Annotated in this window: 12 protein-coding genes; all 12 read right to left on the reverse strand. The window is 54.2% G+C overall.

The window, feature by feature from the left end; translation table 11 throughout:
- Positions 1-124: 124 nt before the first annotated feature.
- Complete coding sequence (locus ACZYTD_RS09990; RefSeq protein ID WP_463891698.1) at positions 125-1,339, reverse strand: hypothetical protein; 1,215 nt, start codon at positions 1,337-1,339, stop codon at positions 125-127.
- A gap of 3 nt (positions 1,340-1,342) precedes the next feature.
- Positions 1,343-3,475 carry a hypothetical protein gene (locus ACZYTD_RS09995; RefSeq protein ID WP_463891700.1) on the reverse strand — a complete coding sequence of 711 codons (2,133 nt, stop codon included), beginning with the start codon at positions 3,473-3,475 and terminating at the stop codon, positions 1,343-1,345.
- A gap of 9 nt (positions 3,476-3,484) precedes the next feature.
- Positions 3,485-5,002: a hypothetical protein gene (locus ACZYTD_RS10000; protein WP_463891702.1), complete on the reverse strand. Its 1,518-nt coding sequence runs from the start codon at positions 5,000-5,002 to the stop codon at positions 3,485-3,487.
- Positions 4,999-5,388 carry a hypothetical protein gene (locus ACZYTD_RS10005; RefSeq protein ID WP_463891704.1) on the reverse strand — a complete coding sequence of 130 codons (390 nt, stop codon included), beginning with the start codon at positions 5,386-5,388 and terminating at the stop codon, positions 4,999-5,001. Before ACZYTD_RS10005 ends, ACZYTD_RS10000 begins: the two co-directional genes overlap by 4 nt.
- Before the next feature lie 2 nt (positions 5,389-5,390).
- Complete coding sequence (locus ACZYTD_RS10010; protein ID WP_463891706.1) at positions 5,391-9,551, reverse strand: tape measure protein; 4,161 nt, start codon at positions 9,549-9,551, stop codon at positions 5,391-5,393.
- 389 nt (positions 9,552-9,940) lie between these two features.
- Positions 9,941-10,696, reverse strand: a complete 756-nt coding sequence (locus tag ACZYTD_RS10015) for a phage tail tube protein (RefSeq protein ID WP_463891708.1) — start codon at positions 10,694-10,696, stop codon at positions 9,941-9,943.
- Between the two features lie 81 nt (positions 10,697-10,777).
- On the reverse strand, positions 10,778-11,197 hold the full coding sequence (locus tag ACZYTD_RS10020) for a hypothetical protein (RefSeq protein WP_463891709.1): 420 nt from the start codon (positions 11,195-11,197) through the stop codon (positions 10,778-10,780).
- Entirely contained in the window at positions 11,194-11,772 is a 579-nt protein-coding gene (locus ACZYTD_RS10025) for a phage tail protein (RefSeq protein ID WP_463891711.1), read from the reverse strand. Before ACZYTD_RS10025 ends, ACZYTD_RS10020 begins: the two co-directional genes overlap by 4 nt.
- Positions 11,769-12,086, reverse strand: coding sequence for a hypothetical protein (locus tag ACZYTD_RS10030; protein ID WP_463891712.1), 318 nt, complete (start codon positions 12,084-12,086; stop codon positions 11,769-11,771). Before ACZYTD_RS10030 ends, ACZYTD_RS10025 begins: the two co-directional genes overlap by 4 nt.
- 27 nt (positions 12,087-12,113) lie before the next feature.
- Positions 12,114-12,434: a DUF2190 family protein gene (locus tag ACZYTD_RS10035; protein ID WP_463891713.1), complete on the reverse strand. Its 321-nt coding sequence runs from the start codon at positions 12,432-12,434 to the stop codon at positions 12,114-12,116.
- Between the two features lie 50 nt (positions 12,435-12,484).
- On the reverse strand, positions 12,485-14,566 hold the full coding sequence (locus ACZYTD_RS10040; protein WP_463891715.1) for a ClpP-like prohead protease/major capsid protein fusion protein: 2,082 nt from the start codon (positions 14,564-14,566) through the stop codon (positions 12,485-12,487).
- Entirely contained in the window at positions 14,487-16,049 is a 1,563-nt protein-coding gene (locus tag ACZYTD_RS10045; protein ID WP_463891716.1) for a phage portal protein, read from the reverse strand. The genes ACZYTD_RS10040 and ACZYTD_RS10045 overlap by 80 nt, the downstream gene beginning before the upstream one ends.
- Between the last annotated feature and the right edge of the window lies 1 nt (position 16,050).

Here is a 16,050-nt window from a genome sequence, read left to right on the forward strand (position 1 = left end):
AACCCACCCCATCTGGGGATGCCTGATGCCGTTAGCGGTCTGTTGTTGCCGGATGCGTCCTCCACTGACCGATATAAGGGCCAGTACGCCAAGGGACCTGATGCCAATATGTCAGTATATAAGCTCATCGCCAGGGCCCCGTAATGTCAAAACACTGCACTGACTGCGATGTACTAGATGGCGTTTCGTCATTTGCACACAGTATGCATAGCAACGACTTCCCTGGCATGTTAGGCAAGTTTTTCAGGACGGAACCATCCATTGCAGATGCCCCGTTCAGCATATTTCGCACCCCTGGCATATAACCACGGATATCAGACTCTTTAGCGAAGACAAGAGGTGGATCACTCTGAACATAGATCCCGTTATCGCTTGGGTTGGGGTACGAACTACCAGCGCCCAACCTAGTCTGATGTGACAGCCCAACAAGGCGCCAACTGATCGGGCCCGGCAGTTGGTGATAGTCCCGTGCCATTATTTTTTGGTTCGTTGTTGTCAATTTAAAAACGGAGTTGTACCGTCCATATCCGTCAGTTGTGCTATTCCATTGCGAATCAGAGTTACCACTGCCCCATGTCGCAATATGAGTCAGCATAGTCATGAATTTGTCTCCAGCGCGAAAAGACACGCCGTCCCCGAATATCATGGCCCCCCTCTGACCCCAGGCAGCGTATTTAGGCAGAAAATAGATCAACCGCGAGTCCCCCACTGCATACCATGTGCTGGCTGCGAATTTGTGGCTGGCTGGCCATGGGAACTGCGCAATTTCTATTGTGTAGTTATTAATGTCCACCACGTTTTTGACAACGCTGCATTTAGCACGGATCCCGTAATTTCCAGATGTCAGCCCGCTATTCCAGGCCCCGTTATCTGTCCATTCCCCGTTATCTACGAGTAACGCCAGTCCGTTGGCCGCAGGGTCTGTGCTCGAAAAAATGATGCGGTTATTTGTGGCATCCTCGGCCAGAACCTGCCAACCGAGCGGTGCGACTTTAACTGTGATTGTTCCAGTCGCCGTATTGACAGTTGGAGCGGTCGGCATTTCGACCTTGAGCTGCGTGGCACTGACCCAGGTAACGCGGTGCTCACCGGGGTACCCAGCCTCATTGGCCCCAGACACCGTAACAACAGAATCAACCAGGTACTTATGCCCGGATGAAATAGTGATAAGCGCCTGCTGCGTGACTGGGTCATAGGTCATGCTATCCGCGGTCTTGAGCCCGAACCCGGTGACCAGAAAGGCCTTGAGCACGGGGATCAACTGGTTGACTGCCACGGCCTGCCCCATGTTAGGAGCCCCTTCCATTTCACTGCTGAACCACTTAACTGGATACGACATCATTTAATCCTTATTCACGTTGCCGCGCAGCTGAATCGCAAACTCATCGCTATTCACTGCTGCTTCAGATTGCAGAATGGTCCGGGCCAGCCAGAACGGGGCGTTGGCGCCGTGGACGTTAAACCGCAAGACGTTGCCAGCCGCCCAGCCGCTACCCCATGCCATTGGGTTGATGCTGAATAATGGGATCCCGGCATGGTTGGGGTTACTGGGGGCGCAGACGCTGTTGATATCACCAATAGCGATTTGCCCAAGGTGTTCGCCGATGACCTTGAACGTGGTAGAGCTGGTGAAGATGATGGCGTAGCGCTCTTGCATAGCCCCGCGGTTCGTCACCGTGATGGGGTAGTCGGTATGGTTGAACTCGGCAACCAGCCCTCCTCCCAGCACTGAGTCAGCCCATTGCCCGGTCCATGTCGCCTGGTCAAAGACAGTGCTGACCCGTGACCAGAGGTCATCAATGATCAGGGCTGAGCTGACGTAGGTTGATGCTGGGTCATAGTCATGGGATAGCGGCTTGGAAATCGTAATGCGGCCGCTGATCTCCACATCAGTCATCAGGGCCATGTCCTCTACTCGATGGACTGCAACCAGCGGCTGGCTATAGCCGCTCAACAGCAATGGGGTGGCGAGCGTGACAATGCCGTGATCAAGATCCACGCTGAACAAGCTGTCAGCCAACTTTTTACCTGTGCTGTCTTCTACCCAGCACTTAGCCAGTCGTGTGCGGCCAACATCCAGTTGCTGGCCAGCCATCACGCCATCTGGGAACGGGGATCGCTTTGTGCTGTGGATGACTAAGATGCCCCCCTTACGCATGATGGGCACCCGGCCATCCGTTGGCAGTCGCACGGGGTCCAGCTTGATGATGTTTGCATCGAGGGGCAGATAGGAATAGGTGACGCAGTTAAACCGCAGGCTGTCGGCCTTTATCTGGATTGGCTTCCAGATATTGCCATTCGCATCGACCAAGTTTTGGTCATACCACTCTGCATCCAGGTTTTCAGCGGCTTTCGCCAGTCTGCCGAACCGCAGTAATACAACCCCCGTCTCATAGTCCACCGTCCCCTCGAAAATATCCGAATTGATCCGTCCATCCGATGGAGCGGTAACATCATGGGCCACGCCATCTTTATCGAAACAGCGGATATACAGAGACCCGGGCCGAACTGGGGCGCCAGGGGTGCGAAAGGCTACTGATGAAACCGTGTGCTCATCCACGCTAGTCAGCAGCGACTCAACGACTACCTGGCCATTCGCAGCACCGACATCCCAGCGGGTAATACTGACCACACCATTTTGATAGTCGATGCTACCCGACTGCTCGCCTGATCCGGTCACCGGGTCTACGTTCGAGTAAAGCAGGCCCTCTCGATCAACATAGGTTCTGCCACCGAACCGCAAACGCACCGAGCCGGAGACCAGTATCTCTCGGCTGTTTGGTGTGAAATCCAGAGTCAGCGCCGTCAATGGGTAGGTTTTAGAGCAATTGGATGGGCTGCTGGTTGGCAAATAGCGACATGACTGAATACCAGGCGCCCGGAGGGTAGCCGGGTGCGACTGCTGCTCTGTGCGCAGCCATGACCAGACTTTTTCAAACAGGGTGCTCTGAGACTGACGATAGCCATAGACCTTAACCATGAACAGTGCCGAGCTCGGGGCGGATATTTGAAAGGCACCGGTTTGGTAGTTAATGGCACCCAGGGTGACGCGGCCGCTACCCTGGTTTTGATACAGATGGCCAGCACCATCATCATAAACGGTCAGAGAGTATGGATAGAGCACTTCAACACCAGCCCCTACATCAAGCTGCAGCGTGAATGCCGCCTGGCCAGGATAGAGCGGAGCCCCAGGGATCACCCCAGACACACTATTTCCGGCTTGTGATAGTGAAAGCGCAGCAGGTGACAGCTCCTGTTTCGTTCCCTGTTTGACCCACTCATAAGTCAGGTTGGTGCCAATGGCTGGCAACAGTACTGGGTCCATCGAGAACGATCCGGTGTTGTGATCCACGCTACCAGTGCCGTCTCCAGTGAATATGCCAACCGCATCGGCCTGGGCCACATTGGGGGTATCACCAGACAGCCAGCTTACCTTGACGCTGCCTGGGACAATCGAGCCTTGTTGAATAGTCATGGTTACCTCTTAACCCGCTGATGATATGTTCTGGTAGCCCCATGCCCGTGCATTGAACTCGACTTCAGTGCCGATAACGCCCCGCACCCCAACCTTCCCAACCGGGGTATTGGCCCGGTTAAAGCTGGTCGTTGGGCTGCCCCAGGAAAACAGAATGGCTGACCCTGTGTCGGGCAGCGCACCGAGAGTCACCATCAAGGAGCCAGTGGTAAAGGACAACGTGCCAGAGCCATATGCCGCATCGGCCCCCAGGAGCTCACCCTTGCCGTTGTCACGCAAGTCGTACCATTTACCCTGGGATAGGTAAGAGATGATCAGGGAGCCAGGATCGGGGATCGGCTTGAGCGTGGCGGTGTAGGCATATCCCCGGGTGTTTTCCTTGACGGCCAAACTCATGGTGTCACTGACCCGAGTCACACTGCCGGCCGGTGAGAACATAATGGTCTTGCTGGCCACGCCGTAGTCTGGACACTGGCCATTAAACGTCAGCTTGCCACGCGCATACGCAATGCTCCCCACCACGGTGCCGCCCAGCAGCAGCTCCCCCCCGGAGTCTTTAATCGTGGCCGCGCCAATTTTCAGAGTGACTGTCCCTGGCTGGGCCCCGGTGCCCAGGTAGAACGATCGATTAGCCGCAATAGAGACATTGGTGGTCAACGTGACCACGCCATTACCTGACGGCGTCAGGGTGCTGCTCTGCCCTCCAGCAGTCAGGTCAATCACCGGGGTTTCGATTCGGCTGGATGGAACCAGCTGGGTGAATATCGTCTCAGCCTGCAACTGCATAGAGCCGAACTGCGCAGCAACTTTCAATGGCACCGTGCCGTAATACTGAGCTGCATCTGCAACGACTGACTCGCGGAATCCCGTGGCTTGTGGCTGGTCGTCATACGGGGTTGGCAGGTTCCCAGCAAAGGTGAACTGCAGCTGAGTAGAGATTTCCGCAGTCACTACGGTTCGAACAAACTCCTGGGATGAGCCCGCAATTAAAAATGTGCGCTCTTCTGAACTCACGCCCGTGATCCGCACAGGCTGTGAGAACTCGGTGACCTTACCTTCATCTCCGACCAGAAAAAACACCTCACCGACCTCTGGGAGACGCTGCTGGCGGCGCTGAAATAACCGGATAGCCCGTTGCCCTTTAAGCTGGGTATCGTAGAGATACCCCTGCCAGCGAGGCCCCCTGGCCAAGTAGCTCTCCACCAGATCCTGAGCAACTACCCGCTCATCAAAATGCCCCCCAGTAGCAAACAGGGTGATGGATACATTGGGGTCAGCAGGCGGCTGGCTGACGATGATATGAGAGCCGTAGTAGACATCGGTGTTATCGGTCTCTACCGCCAGGAACAGCTCCCGCAGGTTCACCCGACCATAGGCCCGGTCAATGTCGCTAATATCCGGCACTACGGTATTGTGCTGGCCAGTGGCCACTTCAATACCCGTCATCCGCCCACCACCATCATCGGTATCGGCTAAACGAGCAGAGGCTAGCAGCTTGATATCTCCCTCTAAGATGCCAGTTGTCATTGAAGAGTCTCCAGAATGGTGAAGCGCAATGTGATGGTGTAAAAGTCCGAGTCAGTCGGATCGGCATAATTAACAATCGGCGTGGCATCGATGCCACGAGGGTCACGTCGCCAACCCACTCGGTAGTGGCTGCCGTCATGCATGGCCAGAACCATCGACCCACCCAACGCAGTCTCTTTGTTTTTCAGTTGCCGGAGCTGGGCCCTGGTTACCCAAGCCTTGTTGTCATGGATCAGCGTCATGGGCCGGCAACCTGGTGCCGCAGAATCTTCGATAAACGGCACCCCGGTTAAGGTTGGTGTGATGATCTGGGCGGCAGGCGCCCACGAAAATTCATCCTCCCAGAGCAATTCATCTGGGAGTTCAATTCCATCAAGAGTGATCATGGTTACGACCGTAGGGCATGTAGTTGCAGCTGCTGGAGAATGTCCTTCAGTGCAGTGGAGTTGGTTTTATCTGCAGACACTGTTGCCGTACTGCCATTCGACATGTTGATCTGGATGACCTGAGTTGGCGTGGTGTCGGCTTGGGTTATTGCGGATGGCGTAGTTACCTTGGCTGTATCAGTGTTCGCAGCTGCCGTGGATTGCTGGTTTTTCTTCGCCGCGGCCGCCTCGTCAGCAATGTCCTGCATCTTCTTCTGATGCAGGGTATTGGCCAGACTTAACGCATCCTGATAGTCGGTTGCAGCAGTCTGATCTTTCAGGGCTTGAGCCTCATTCAGCTTGGCCTGGATATCCGCTATCTGGCTCTCATAGCGGCGCTGCTCTACGGCGTCGAGGTTGTTGTTGTACTGATCCAGTTCATCACGCAGGCTGTTGAGCGTTGATTTAGCGCTCGATTCCAGTGACTGCATCTTCTGCCGGGCCGAGTCTATCGCGGAGCGCAACCCAGACAGGGTTTGCGCATCAAGCATGTCCATGCTATTTGCTAGTGACTCGGCGTGCTTGATGGTTTGTGCGGTAACCCCATTGGCAGAGGACAACTGCTCTCGCATCTGCTCTGCAGCGATGGCCTGCTGTAAGTAGGCGCGTTCTGACATGAGATATGCCTCGCCAACCTCTTTGATCCGGCCCTGTATGTCGTCGAGGGTGACGGACATACTGATGCGGTTCCACTGCGCATAGTTGGCATCCAACTTTTGCGTGAGGGTATCGATGGCCGAACCGGCACTCACCGTACTTGAGCTGATGCCAAGCATGTTCGTCATCATGTGCTCAGCCTGGGGGCTCAGTTCACGTAGTGACGTCTGCAGGTCATTGGTGTAATTCGACATGTATTCGGATGCAGCGCCTGCCCCCTCTGCCGCCGCAGTGCTGGCGTCCTGCATCTCCTTTGATCTGGTTGCGGCCGCAGACATAGCAGTCGCGGCGTTATTCGCCGACCCAGATAACGTATCGAGCGCACCAGCGGTGATCAGGGCCTCACTGCCGACACTGGCAGTAGATTGCTGTAGGGCTGCAAACTCTTTTGATAACCCGAGGGAGGCGGCCGTGGCAGAGAGAGCACCATCGGCATATCGGTCACTTGCCTGAGCTGCTTTGAGCTCAGCTTCTGCGTAGGCTAAGAAGGCCTGACGCTGCCTATCCAGGCTAGCACCAGAACTAGTAATCTCGTCAAATGATGCCTTGTGCCTGGCTGCTAGGTTATTAAGTGCCTCGGCAGACAACACATTTAAGTCAGTATAAGCAGCACCAAGCGAACCCGTTGAGGTTGTTAACTCTTTCGTTTTCCCGACACTTCTATCCATGCCAGCCTGAATATCCTGCATGGATACGGCACCACTTTTACCAGCTTCCTGATAAATAGATATCAGTTGGTCAGCTTCTTTTTTTGTGGCGGCTGAATCAATCGCCTTAACAAATGCAGCTCTTATCTCTGATGATGAGTTTTTACCACTTGTAGCTATCTGACCAAATATATCAATCGAGTGAATTCCAGCTTCAGTAAAGCCAGTCCGCATTTCTTGCAGGTCAACTCCTAGACGACTAAATAATTCAGTGTTTAATTTATCGCCAGTGCTGCGGGCCTTACTTCCAACATCATCCATTCTCTGGCCAACCTCAGCCAGGCTATTTTGAAACTGATTTAATTCCTTGGCACTCAAATTACGAATAGCAGAACCAATTCCAGAATCAAGCGCCTTCCCTGTAATTTCGCCTTTCTTTTCCATCTCAGTAAGCTGAGAAATAATGAAGCTGACGCTTTTTCTGCTTCCAGCCTCCATTTCTCCAAACATATCTGTAACGACCTTGGCCGCCTCATCACTACCAGGCTTCAACTCAGTGAGCTTTTTCCGCAAGGCCTCCAGGTTGTCATAGAATTTTGTGGCCTTTGGGGCCGCCTCAGCTGCGGCAGCTCCAAGATTTTTTATGCCTTCTGCACCTCGTTTATACAGGCCAGATGCGGCATCCAAGTGAATTGCACCATCAGCCAGCAACTGGTCGAACTGATCCAGGTTGGTGATAGTGATGCCAACTTCTTTCGATATTTCTGCAAATTTGTCTTTTAACTGGCGGCCTGTTGATATTGCCACTTGCTGTGATTTTTCTGCTGCCTCTTGGGCATCACGCATTTGCCGATAGGCGTCAACTGCCTCAAGGATTTTTTCAATGCCCCAGCTAGCACCTAACCCAATTAGACCAGCCTTCAATGTGCCAATTAATCCAGAGGCTACCCTAACCATTGGATTCAATCGACCAAATGATGAAGCCGCGAGATCAGATGCTAAAACTGATTTGGTTATTGATTTAGCTGACTCACCACTTTCAATGCTGAGTGATGTAAATCCACTGCTTAGGCTTTTTAAATCAGACAGCCATTTTGCTACCTTTAAACCTACCCATACCTGAGCTAAGACCTTTAGCTCTGGCGCGATCAGCTTAATAGTACTTACTGCATACCTAGTGTAATCACCAATGGCCTGCATCGTAGATGCAATATCACGCCCCCACTCAGTAAGTGTCCCATCCTGGCGCAATTGCTGAATATAACCAGTAACCTCACGAAGCTGATCATTAACGAAATCCATTAGGCCAGCACTAGCAACTGCGTCTTTTGCCTTGGTAAACTCATCACCCAGGTTAGACGCTAGCCCTTTCGTGTTGTTCATTGCCGCCTTGGCGGCACCAGCGTATTCGCTACCGATCGCTTTTATCAGCAGCTCGATCTCTGCTCGCCCAAGTTTTCCAGCAGAAGCCATGCCCTGAAGCTCGGGAATGCTTTTACCTGTGGCCTCGGATAATAGAGTCCATGCTGGTATCCCGCGCTCAGCTAACTGATTCATCTCCTCTTGCTGCAGTTTTGTCTTGGTATACGCCTGACCAAGGGCGGTGAGAATACCATCGACCTGCTCATAGCCTTTTCCACTGGCAGATGCGGCATCTGTTGCAGCCTGGAGCGCACCAGACATAGGATCAAGACCATAATTTTTGGTCTTGATCGCAACATCCATTACCTCAGTAAGCTGAAGGCTGGTATCAGCCGCGAACTGGCTGAGCGCACTAAACTCAAGTCCGGCCCTCTTGGCATTCGCTTGCATGATGTCCATATCAGAAGCCGTGCTAACTAGCTCAACAATCGCATCCTTTGCTCTATCAATAGACAAAAATGCAACTGCTGCTGCCGCAATTCCCTTCGCCCACCCAAAGAAGCTGCTGGCGCTTGAATTGGCCTCATCGCCCAAGGTCTTAGTAGATCCTCTGGCTTGTTGGGCTGCTGACTCATACTGCTTGAGCTCACGCTCACCGGCGTTTAATTGCTCATTCAGCCACTTCTGATCTCCTGCCTGCACCCGCAATTCTGCAGCAAGCTTTTGTGCCTCTTGCTCAGCGTTTGCTGTTGCGTCCTTGAGAGCGCGTTGTTCTGCGGCAAGCTGCTTGGTATTCAGGCCCGACTGCTGCAGTTGGGTGCGGAGGCCATTCAGGGTGCCGCTCTGCTTGATGTATTGATCATCAAGCTGGTTTACTTCTTTACGAGCAGCGCTGAATTCACGAGTTTGCTGCTTTAGAGCCTTCTCTGCAGAGTTCAGCCCGCTCGCCAGAGCAGACGTAGAACGAGCAGACTCCCGATACTGATCACCAAGTTGCTTAGCCTCAGCTCTAGCTGCTTTGAGTTCGGCTCGCTGCTCTTTTGTTGGGGCGTTACTTTCCTTTATGCCCTTGGCAAGTTGGTCAACCTGTAGCTTGGCCAGACGCCACTCATCAGCCAGGGCCTGGGTAGCCGTCTTGCTCGCTTTGTACTCTGAGTTTGACTCGGAAACAGCTTTTTTGGAGTCGGCCAGGCCTTTCCCCAGAGATGTAGCTCGCACCCTAGCATCATCCAGGGTGCCACTGAGGCCAGAGGTCTCACGCTTCAGGGTCTGGAATTTGTCAATCAGCTGATCTTGCTGACGCAGCCGGTCCAGTTCGGTAACCAACTGCTCTACCTTACCGCTAGACTCTGCTGTTTGGCCGCCTAGGGCATCCACTTCGTTAGTGAGTTTGGCTATCTCAACCAGCCCGTCGATCAGCGCAACGATGCGCAGTTGAATATCGTTGTTGTTTGCCATTTAAACGGTGCTTCCTTTTAGTGATGGACCTTGTTCGCACAGGAATTCCGGCCCCACAGAGGCGCACCAGCCATAGCCGGTTCCTCAAGGTCCATCCTGAAAGGTTCTGCGGAATTTGTGCCGTGCGAGCGGCAATAAAAAACCCGCAAAAAGCGGGTGCAGATTGGTGAGTTGCTGGTTACCACCAGCGGATAGCGTGGACAAACGGAGTGATGATCAATCCCGCTACCGCAACGGCAATAATTAGTAATGCTATCCCAGCGCAAAATCGCAGCCAGGGAGATGAATTTATCGTCATGGCCAAGCCCTCCCTTGGTGTGCAAGGTGGAAACTAGAAGGCCCAACCTGTTACGAGCAGCTTGGGCCTTCGTGTTTTATGGAGTTTGAGGTTAATCCAGGATGATCATCGACCATGGGGAGTCTTTGCCGGATGGGGTGATCAGTGTCCCCTCCAACTGCCCATCAACGAAGTCACCCTTCATCAGGTCAGTGGCACCCTTGGCAGTAAATGCCACTTTCTCGAAAACCACGCGCACGTTCTGATTGGTAGCCTGGTTGATGCCATCAACCAGGATCCGGCGGGTCTTGGTGATCTCGGTTGCCCCAGTGATGCGGGTGCCCGTGACTGCCTTGGTCTTATAGCTGACCTTCACCGCTACGGCCGCGCCGGCATTCAAGGCCGAGATCAGACCCATGGCGCGGTTCACTTCATAGTCAGTGCCTTCCACCAGCACAGTGCTATCCGAGGTCTTCTTCACCGTCCAGCCGACCGTATCCAGATTCTGGTTAGCAAGCTCGATGAATCCGGCAGTGGTTAGCGTAACTGCCTCATCAGTAATCGTAACCACGTTAGTGGAGATGGCGGTCGATTTACCAGCGATGGCATCAGCCAGCAGCGACTTGGTCGCGGTATCCCACTTGATACTCAACTTGGCCGGATCTTTGGGAACTTGCACGGCATCAAGGGTCTGGCCAAAGCTGGACTTCTTGTTGGATGACCTGGACTTCTCTTCAGTAGTCGGAGGGGTGGCCTGCAACTCGGTGACGTTGATGGGGCCAACCATGGGCCCATAACTTCCACCAGTCAGAACTTCGGCAATAAAAACATCGCCCGCCAGCAGCAGGCCTGAATCGACAAATGGCATAGTTCGTTCCTTTTAGGTGACGCAGAAATTACAAAGCCCAGCGCTATGGCTGGGCTTTGTTGGATGGGTGGTGATTAGGTGTTACAAAATATCGGTGTACTGAATGGATATCTGCAGTTGGCAGACATAGAGATGATCTGCCCCCTCTGGGATAAAGAACTCGGCATCGCCAATAGTGAACCGACCATCAGTTGGTTTATCACCTAGATGCAGCAATCGGCGCCCTTTAAACAGTGATCGGCGAACGGACAGCAATGCACTATCCATTTCATCATCCTGACCAGCTCCTGAAGATACGGCAATGAGCAAAAGCAGGCTCCTATCTGCAGTCACCGTCTTATCAGTTGGCTTGCAATTCAGATCCTTGCCGGTTTGAAGTGCAATGAATGGATACGCTGGTATGTCATCAACAAACTGAGCCAAGAACCCGCGTTTTGCATTCAAGCCTGAATCGCACAACCTGGATATTAAGGTGTTGGCAAAGGTGCTAATTTCGCTCATATCCCATCCTTCATTTGCTTCATCCATTCGTCAGCCAGCATGCTCTGAACATCTGGCCTAATCTGGTCCTTCACATCACGGAACACTTGATCAACGGATGGCCCATACAGGATCTTAAAGTCATTCCTGTTGGGGCCTGTTCTTTGGGCTATCCCCATGGTTAGGCCCAATTTTGCATCTGCTTCGCCATATTTGAGCTTGATGAGCCAGGCATGATTTAGAACCTTGGTGTTGCCACCAGCCTTAACACGCACAGATACCCCCGCCAGCCGTTTTTTCCCTGGCAACTTTGCCTGCGTGTAAAGCTGTTTCCCTTGGTAGCGCCGGAGCTGGGTAGACCGAACCCGGCCAGAGATGACCGCCAGTGGATCGGTTGCTGTTGCTCGCTGTGAGATGTATAGCCGCCCCTTGACATAACTAGGGGTTAGCGCGACTTGAGAGGTGATCTTCTCAACTGAGAGCGAGTATGCCGATGGGACCACATTGTTCACCGCCCGAGCCAATGCAGACCGGATAGAGACTGGCAACTCTGATAAATTTTCGATGGCGTCAGCCAGCCCAATCTGCTCGATCATGCTTTATACACTCGATAGGTAATCCAAAACCCATCATCACCCACCAGCTCTCGAGCCTTGAATCTTTCACCCGTTTTGGTGATGGTGAAGACCCCCTCTTTCGGGCTCTCAACTGAGCCACTACGCCATGACAACTCAATCGCCACACCAACAGCGCCGGCCATGCTCTCCATGCTGTGAACGTCTCGATTTACAACAACACTGACTGGGAACGCCGAGCCTGGTGAGGATAGTGGCTCAAATACAGCGGGATCACTGAACGCGTCGTTCAATACAGCAACTGCAGTGGAAAAAGCGTCATCAAATATAGACATGGCGTCAGGGGGCGAGCCCCCTCTCCATTATTGGGTGAGCATTGCTTCTGCGTAACCACCAGATTCATCGGTGAGCAGCTTGCCGAAGTCATCCGCATCTTTGGCGGAGTCAGCTACCAGCTTACCGGTGCCGGCATCCCACTTCACAAGCGATCCAGCAGTGAGGCCGGAAGTAGTAGGCAGGAGCCATACACCACGAGTTCGACCAGTGAATTTTTCACCAGCCGCCGCAGTAACCAAGGGGATGACAACCAGGGCGCCAATCTTCACCGGGGTACCGGAGACAACCCCACCAGCCGGGGCGGTCATGGTTACCGCATTCCCATCACTCACATAGTTCTTTGCCATTTCAGTATCCCTCAACAGGAGTATTAGGCTGGCGCCGTAGCGCCAGAGGATTAAGCACCGTTGGCCTTGACCAGGCCGCGGAAATCGAGCGGGGCCACACCGGCATCGATACGCACCTTGGTGGCAACACCATCTGACGTGAAGCCTTGTTGTTGCTCCATGTACGGGGTATCCACGCCGTTCAGGTAAGCAACCTCAATGGTGTCAGAGCCCTGGGAAGCTGCCAGGTACCATGCTGTGGTACTGGCATCATCCAGGCGCGGCTCACCAATAACCTCGGCAAAGTTGCGGATCGGGTTGTCGATGCCGCTGTTCGCATCAGCACCTGGTACGGAAGCGGAGCGGATCAGCTGATTGGCCTTGGACTCCAGGCAAATTGGAGTCAGCACATAGGCTGGACGGATATTCAGGGTACGACCGGTTGCGCCATCGGTCTTTTGAGTGCGCATCTTGGTGCGGCCAGCATCCAGTGCATCAACACTCAGCGCAGAATAGGCACTGGTCAGAAGGTTCTTGTGATCGGCGTGGAAGATTGCCTTGTTATCGGTCTTGAGCGCCGGGTTGGCGACCAGCAGCGCATAGACCAGATCACCGATGGTGGCTTTGGCCGCCATACCCATCTTGCGAGGGATATCGGTGAGTGCCATCAGGTCATCATTGATAATGGCTTGGCGGGTGATGGAGAACAGCTCACCGTAGGTTGCCAGAGCAATCTGCTCACCACGCTCACCGAGGGTGATGTACTTGTACTCAGCCCCTTCACGAACTTGTCGCAGAGAGTTGAATTCACCCATACCGACACGGCGGGAGATCTTGAAGTCGCCCAATTCGCCGCGCTTGGTCCACTTCTGGAAGGTCTCTTCGGATTCTTCCCAACCCGAGAGCATGGACTTATGCGCGACATCCAACAGGATGGTACCAAAGTCAGAGGTCGAGTGGGTGAATGCCAGACCGACCATCTCCATCGGGTTGTAACTACCCACACCTACACCGCGATCCACCAGCGAGGCGCGAGCCAGCTCACGGAGGCTCATGAAGTTGTAGGCGTTATCAGCCTGGCGCTCAGCCAACCCGGCACGGGCCAGAACGGACGCCTTGACGGAATCGCCAACGATGTTGCCGTTCCCGGCGCGGATGTGGGCAGCAGCAACACCTGCAGGACTGGTATCCTTGCCCAGCGCATCCATGATCTTAGCCTTGGCCTGCGCCGGGGTCGTGGCCATATCGGTCAGGCACTCGGCCTGCAGTTCGGGGAATCGGTTACCGGCCAGGGCGAACAGGTCGGTGATCTCACCACGCCGGGAAGCTTCAGCAGCTTGGAAGCGAGCGAGAATCGCGTTCTCGTCCAAAACAGCGGCCGCGTTTTGCGGTGTAGTAACGGCAGCTTGAACAGTAGCCGGAGTGGCAGCTGGTGCAGGCTGATTAGCATTACCACGCGGGGCAATGAGGTTTTTCAGAGAGCTTGGCATGTTGGCGAACTCCTTCATGCGGTTGGGGTTGATAGCGGCAGCAGCCTGCAGCGGCGCTTCCAGGATATTGGCAAAACCCAGATCAACGGCTTGAGCGCCATCAAGCCAGGTTTCTTCGGTGAGCATGGCGGCAAGCTCCTCGCGGGACTTTCCGGTTTTCTTTTCGTAGATGGAGAGCAGCATGGCCTCATTGCGATCCAACCAGTCAGCGGTCTCTCGCATGTCATCTGAATTACCACATGCCCCACCCCACGGCTTATGGATCATCATCCAGGCGTTTTCAGGCATGTGGACCGTAGCATTGGGCAGACAAGCAATGACGGAGGCCATGCTGGCCGCGATGCCATCGATGTAGATGTCGATGCGGGCTGATAGACGGCTGAGGGTGTTGTAGATGGCCAAGCCGTCCATGACATCACCACCCGGTGAGTGAATGCGCAGGTTTAGGGTCTTGGCATCAAAAACGCCTTTTGCCTTGGCATCATCCAAGAAGGATTTTGCAGACACGCCCCAGTATCCGATGATGTCGTAAATGGCGATCTCGATGGGCTTAGTGCCAACAGCGGCCGAGATGCTGTACCAGTTATTGCTTCCCCCGCTGACGGGAGCGCCCTGCGCTTTGATTCCCATCAGCTGATTGAGTAGCTTGCTTGCCTTGGTCATTGGTATTGGCTCCTGAGTCGTTAGCCGGATCGGTGTCAGTGACAATCCCGTTATCACGGTTGAATTTGAGTTCCTGTACTCGCTGCCGATGCACCTCATCAGGGTGGCGGCCACGGGCGCGGATCCACTCGGTTTCTGTGGCTGCGCCACCTCGGATCTGGGCCTTCCAGCCTTCGCTTTCCTTGGCCGGGTCTATCCATGGCATGACTGGGGCCAGATAAACGGCGTCCATCAGGGAGCTCCGGTCCAGATCGGCAGGTAGTTGCAGGTCAGTCAGCAACTCCATCTCCAGCCAAGCGCGATATATGGGCCGTGACCACATAGCCACAAACTCATCTTGTAGAACGGCATACCCCTCGAACCCCTCCACCAGCTCCTGGCGCTGGGATGAGTAGCTGCCGTCATAGTCGCGGGCGATGCTGGAATAGTTACTACGGGTGCCGGCCGCACTGGAACGCAACTGCCCTTCCCGCCAGATGTTGAGACCTGTGTTGGGTCGGTTGCTCTGGATGGTTCCAACCTCTTCGCCAGGGCGCAGGTCATCGAACGTCATCCCAGGCGCAATGTTGAGAGTTCGGGGAGCCTGTGCGTTTCCATCAATAGGGGCCTGATAAGACTCGGCATCACCCTTCTTGATGTAGAAGGCTAAACAGGCACTGATGCGAGCTGCCACACGTTCGGCTTCTTCCACATCTTTCAGATCTGATAGGCGCGTGATAATCCCGTGCAACAAGCTGACGCCACGAACCTGGTGCAGGCGCTTGCGCAGAGCCAGGTGCATCATGTTTTCTGCAGGGATAGACTTGGTCGTGAACCGGATCCCAGTCGCCTCGCCCGGGTGATCGAGCAACACGTTGTACGCAACAGGCCGTCGCCAGCCATTGAGCTGCACACCCTGCACAATGTTCTTGCCGGTGTCGTTCATCTGGTCGGGAACAAAGTCGGCCTCCAGCAACTCAATGGCATATGGGGTATTTGTTAAGTGCTTGTAGTTCGGAACCGACCCGCGAATATGCTTGCCAAATACATCGCCATCACGGAGCCATGACCGCAAAACGATTCGCTCCATTTGGGGGCGAGTGAAAGTTCCAGTCACTTCAGGCTTGAGCGACCACGCCCCCCACCGACGGCGCAATTCCTCAGCCAGATCCGTGAGCACTTCACCGCTAACACTTCGAGGCTGCGGCTCGATCTGAATGCCCTTTGATCCGACGATCCGCTCTTCCATCTTGTCCAGCAGACCAATGACGATGTCGTGGTTCTCATCCAGCCACCTGGCTTGCTCTCGCAGAGAACGTCCAGCTGTTGCCATGGCATTATTCGCAGCTCTGTGCTCACGGCTGGCCTTGTGGGTCCGGCTTGGCGTTGCAGCTTCATAGCCATTGATCAGCAGTCGGTGATAGGCCCGGCTTGCTGCCCAGCCAGGGGCTACAGAAGCAATGGCCTGCTCGATGCCCTCAGCCAGTTTATTCAGCAGGGTCATA

The organism is Pseudaeromonas sp. HNCC25DJ180 (genome assembly GCF_055413345.1).

Excerpts from the sequence above, each read along its gene's own strand:
- ACZYTD_RS10010 (WP_463891706.1), bottom strand. The coding sequence starts at position 9,551 with ATGGCAAACAACAACGATATTCAACTGCGCATCGTTGCGCTGATCGAC.
- ACZYTD_RS10040 (WP_463891715.1), bottom strand. The coding sequence starts at position 14,566 with ATGACCAAGGCAAGCAAGCTACTCAATCAGCTGATGGGAATCAAAGCG.
- ACZYTD_RS10020 (WP_463891709.1), bottom strand. The coding sequence starts at position 11,197 with ATGAGCGAAATTAGCACCTTTGCCAACACCTTAATATCCAGGTTGTGC.
- ACZYTD_RS10000 (WP_463891702.1), bottom strand. The coding sequence starts at position 5,002 with ATGACAACTGGCATCTTAGAGGGAGATATCAAGCTGCTAGCCTCTGCT.
- ACZYTD_RS09990 (WP_463891698.1), bottom strand. The coding sequence starts at position 1,339 with ATGTCGTATCCAGTTAAGTGGTTCAGCAGTGAAATGGAAGGGGCTCCT.
- ACZYTD_RS10015 (WP_463891708.1), bottom strand. The coding sequence starts at position 10,696 with ATGCCATTTGTCGATTCAGGCCTGCTGCTGGCGGGCGATGTTTTTATT.
- ACZYTD_RS10030 (WP_463891712.1), bottom strand. The coding sequence starts at position 12,086 with ATGTCTATATTTGATGACGCTTTTTCCACTGCAGTTGCTGTATTGAAC.
- ACZYTD_RS10025 (WP_463891711.1), bottom strand. The coding sequence starts at position 11,772 with ATGATCGAGCAGATTGGGCTGGCTGACGCCATCGAAAATTTATCAGAG.
- ACZYTD_RS09995 (WP_463891700.1), bottom strand. The coding sequence starts at position 3,475 with ATGACTATTCAACAAGGCTCGATTGTCCCAGGCAGCGTCAAGGTAAGC.
- ACZYTD_RS10045 (WP_463891716.1), bottom strand. The coding sequence starts at position 16,049 with ATGACCCTGCTGAATAAACTGGCTGAGGGCATCGAGCAGGCCATTGCT.
- ACZYTD_RS10035 (WP_463891713.1), bottom strand. The coding sequence starts at position 12,434 with ATGGCAAAGAACTATGTGAGTGATGGGAATGCGGTAACCATGACCGCC.
- ACZYTD_RS10005 (WP_463891704.1), bottom strand. The coding sequence starts at position 5,388 with ATGATCACTCTTGATGGAATTGAACTCCCAGATGAATTGCTCTGGGAG.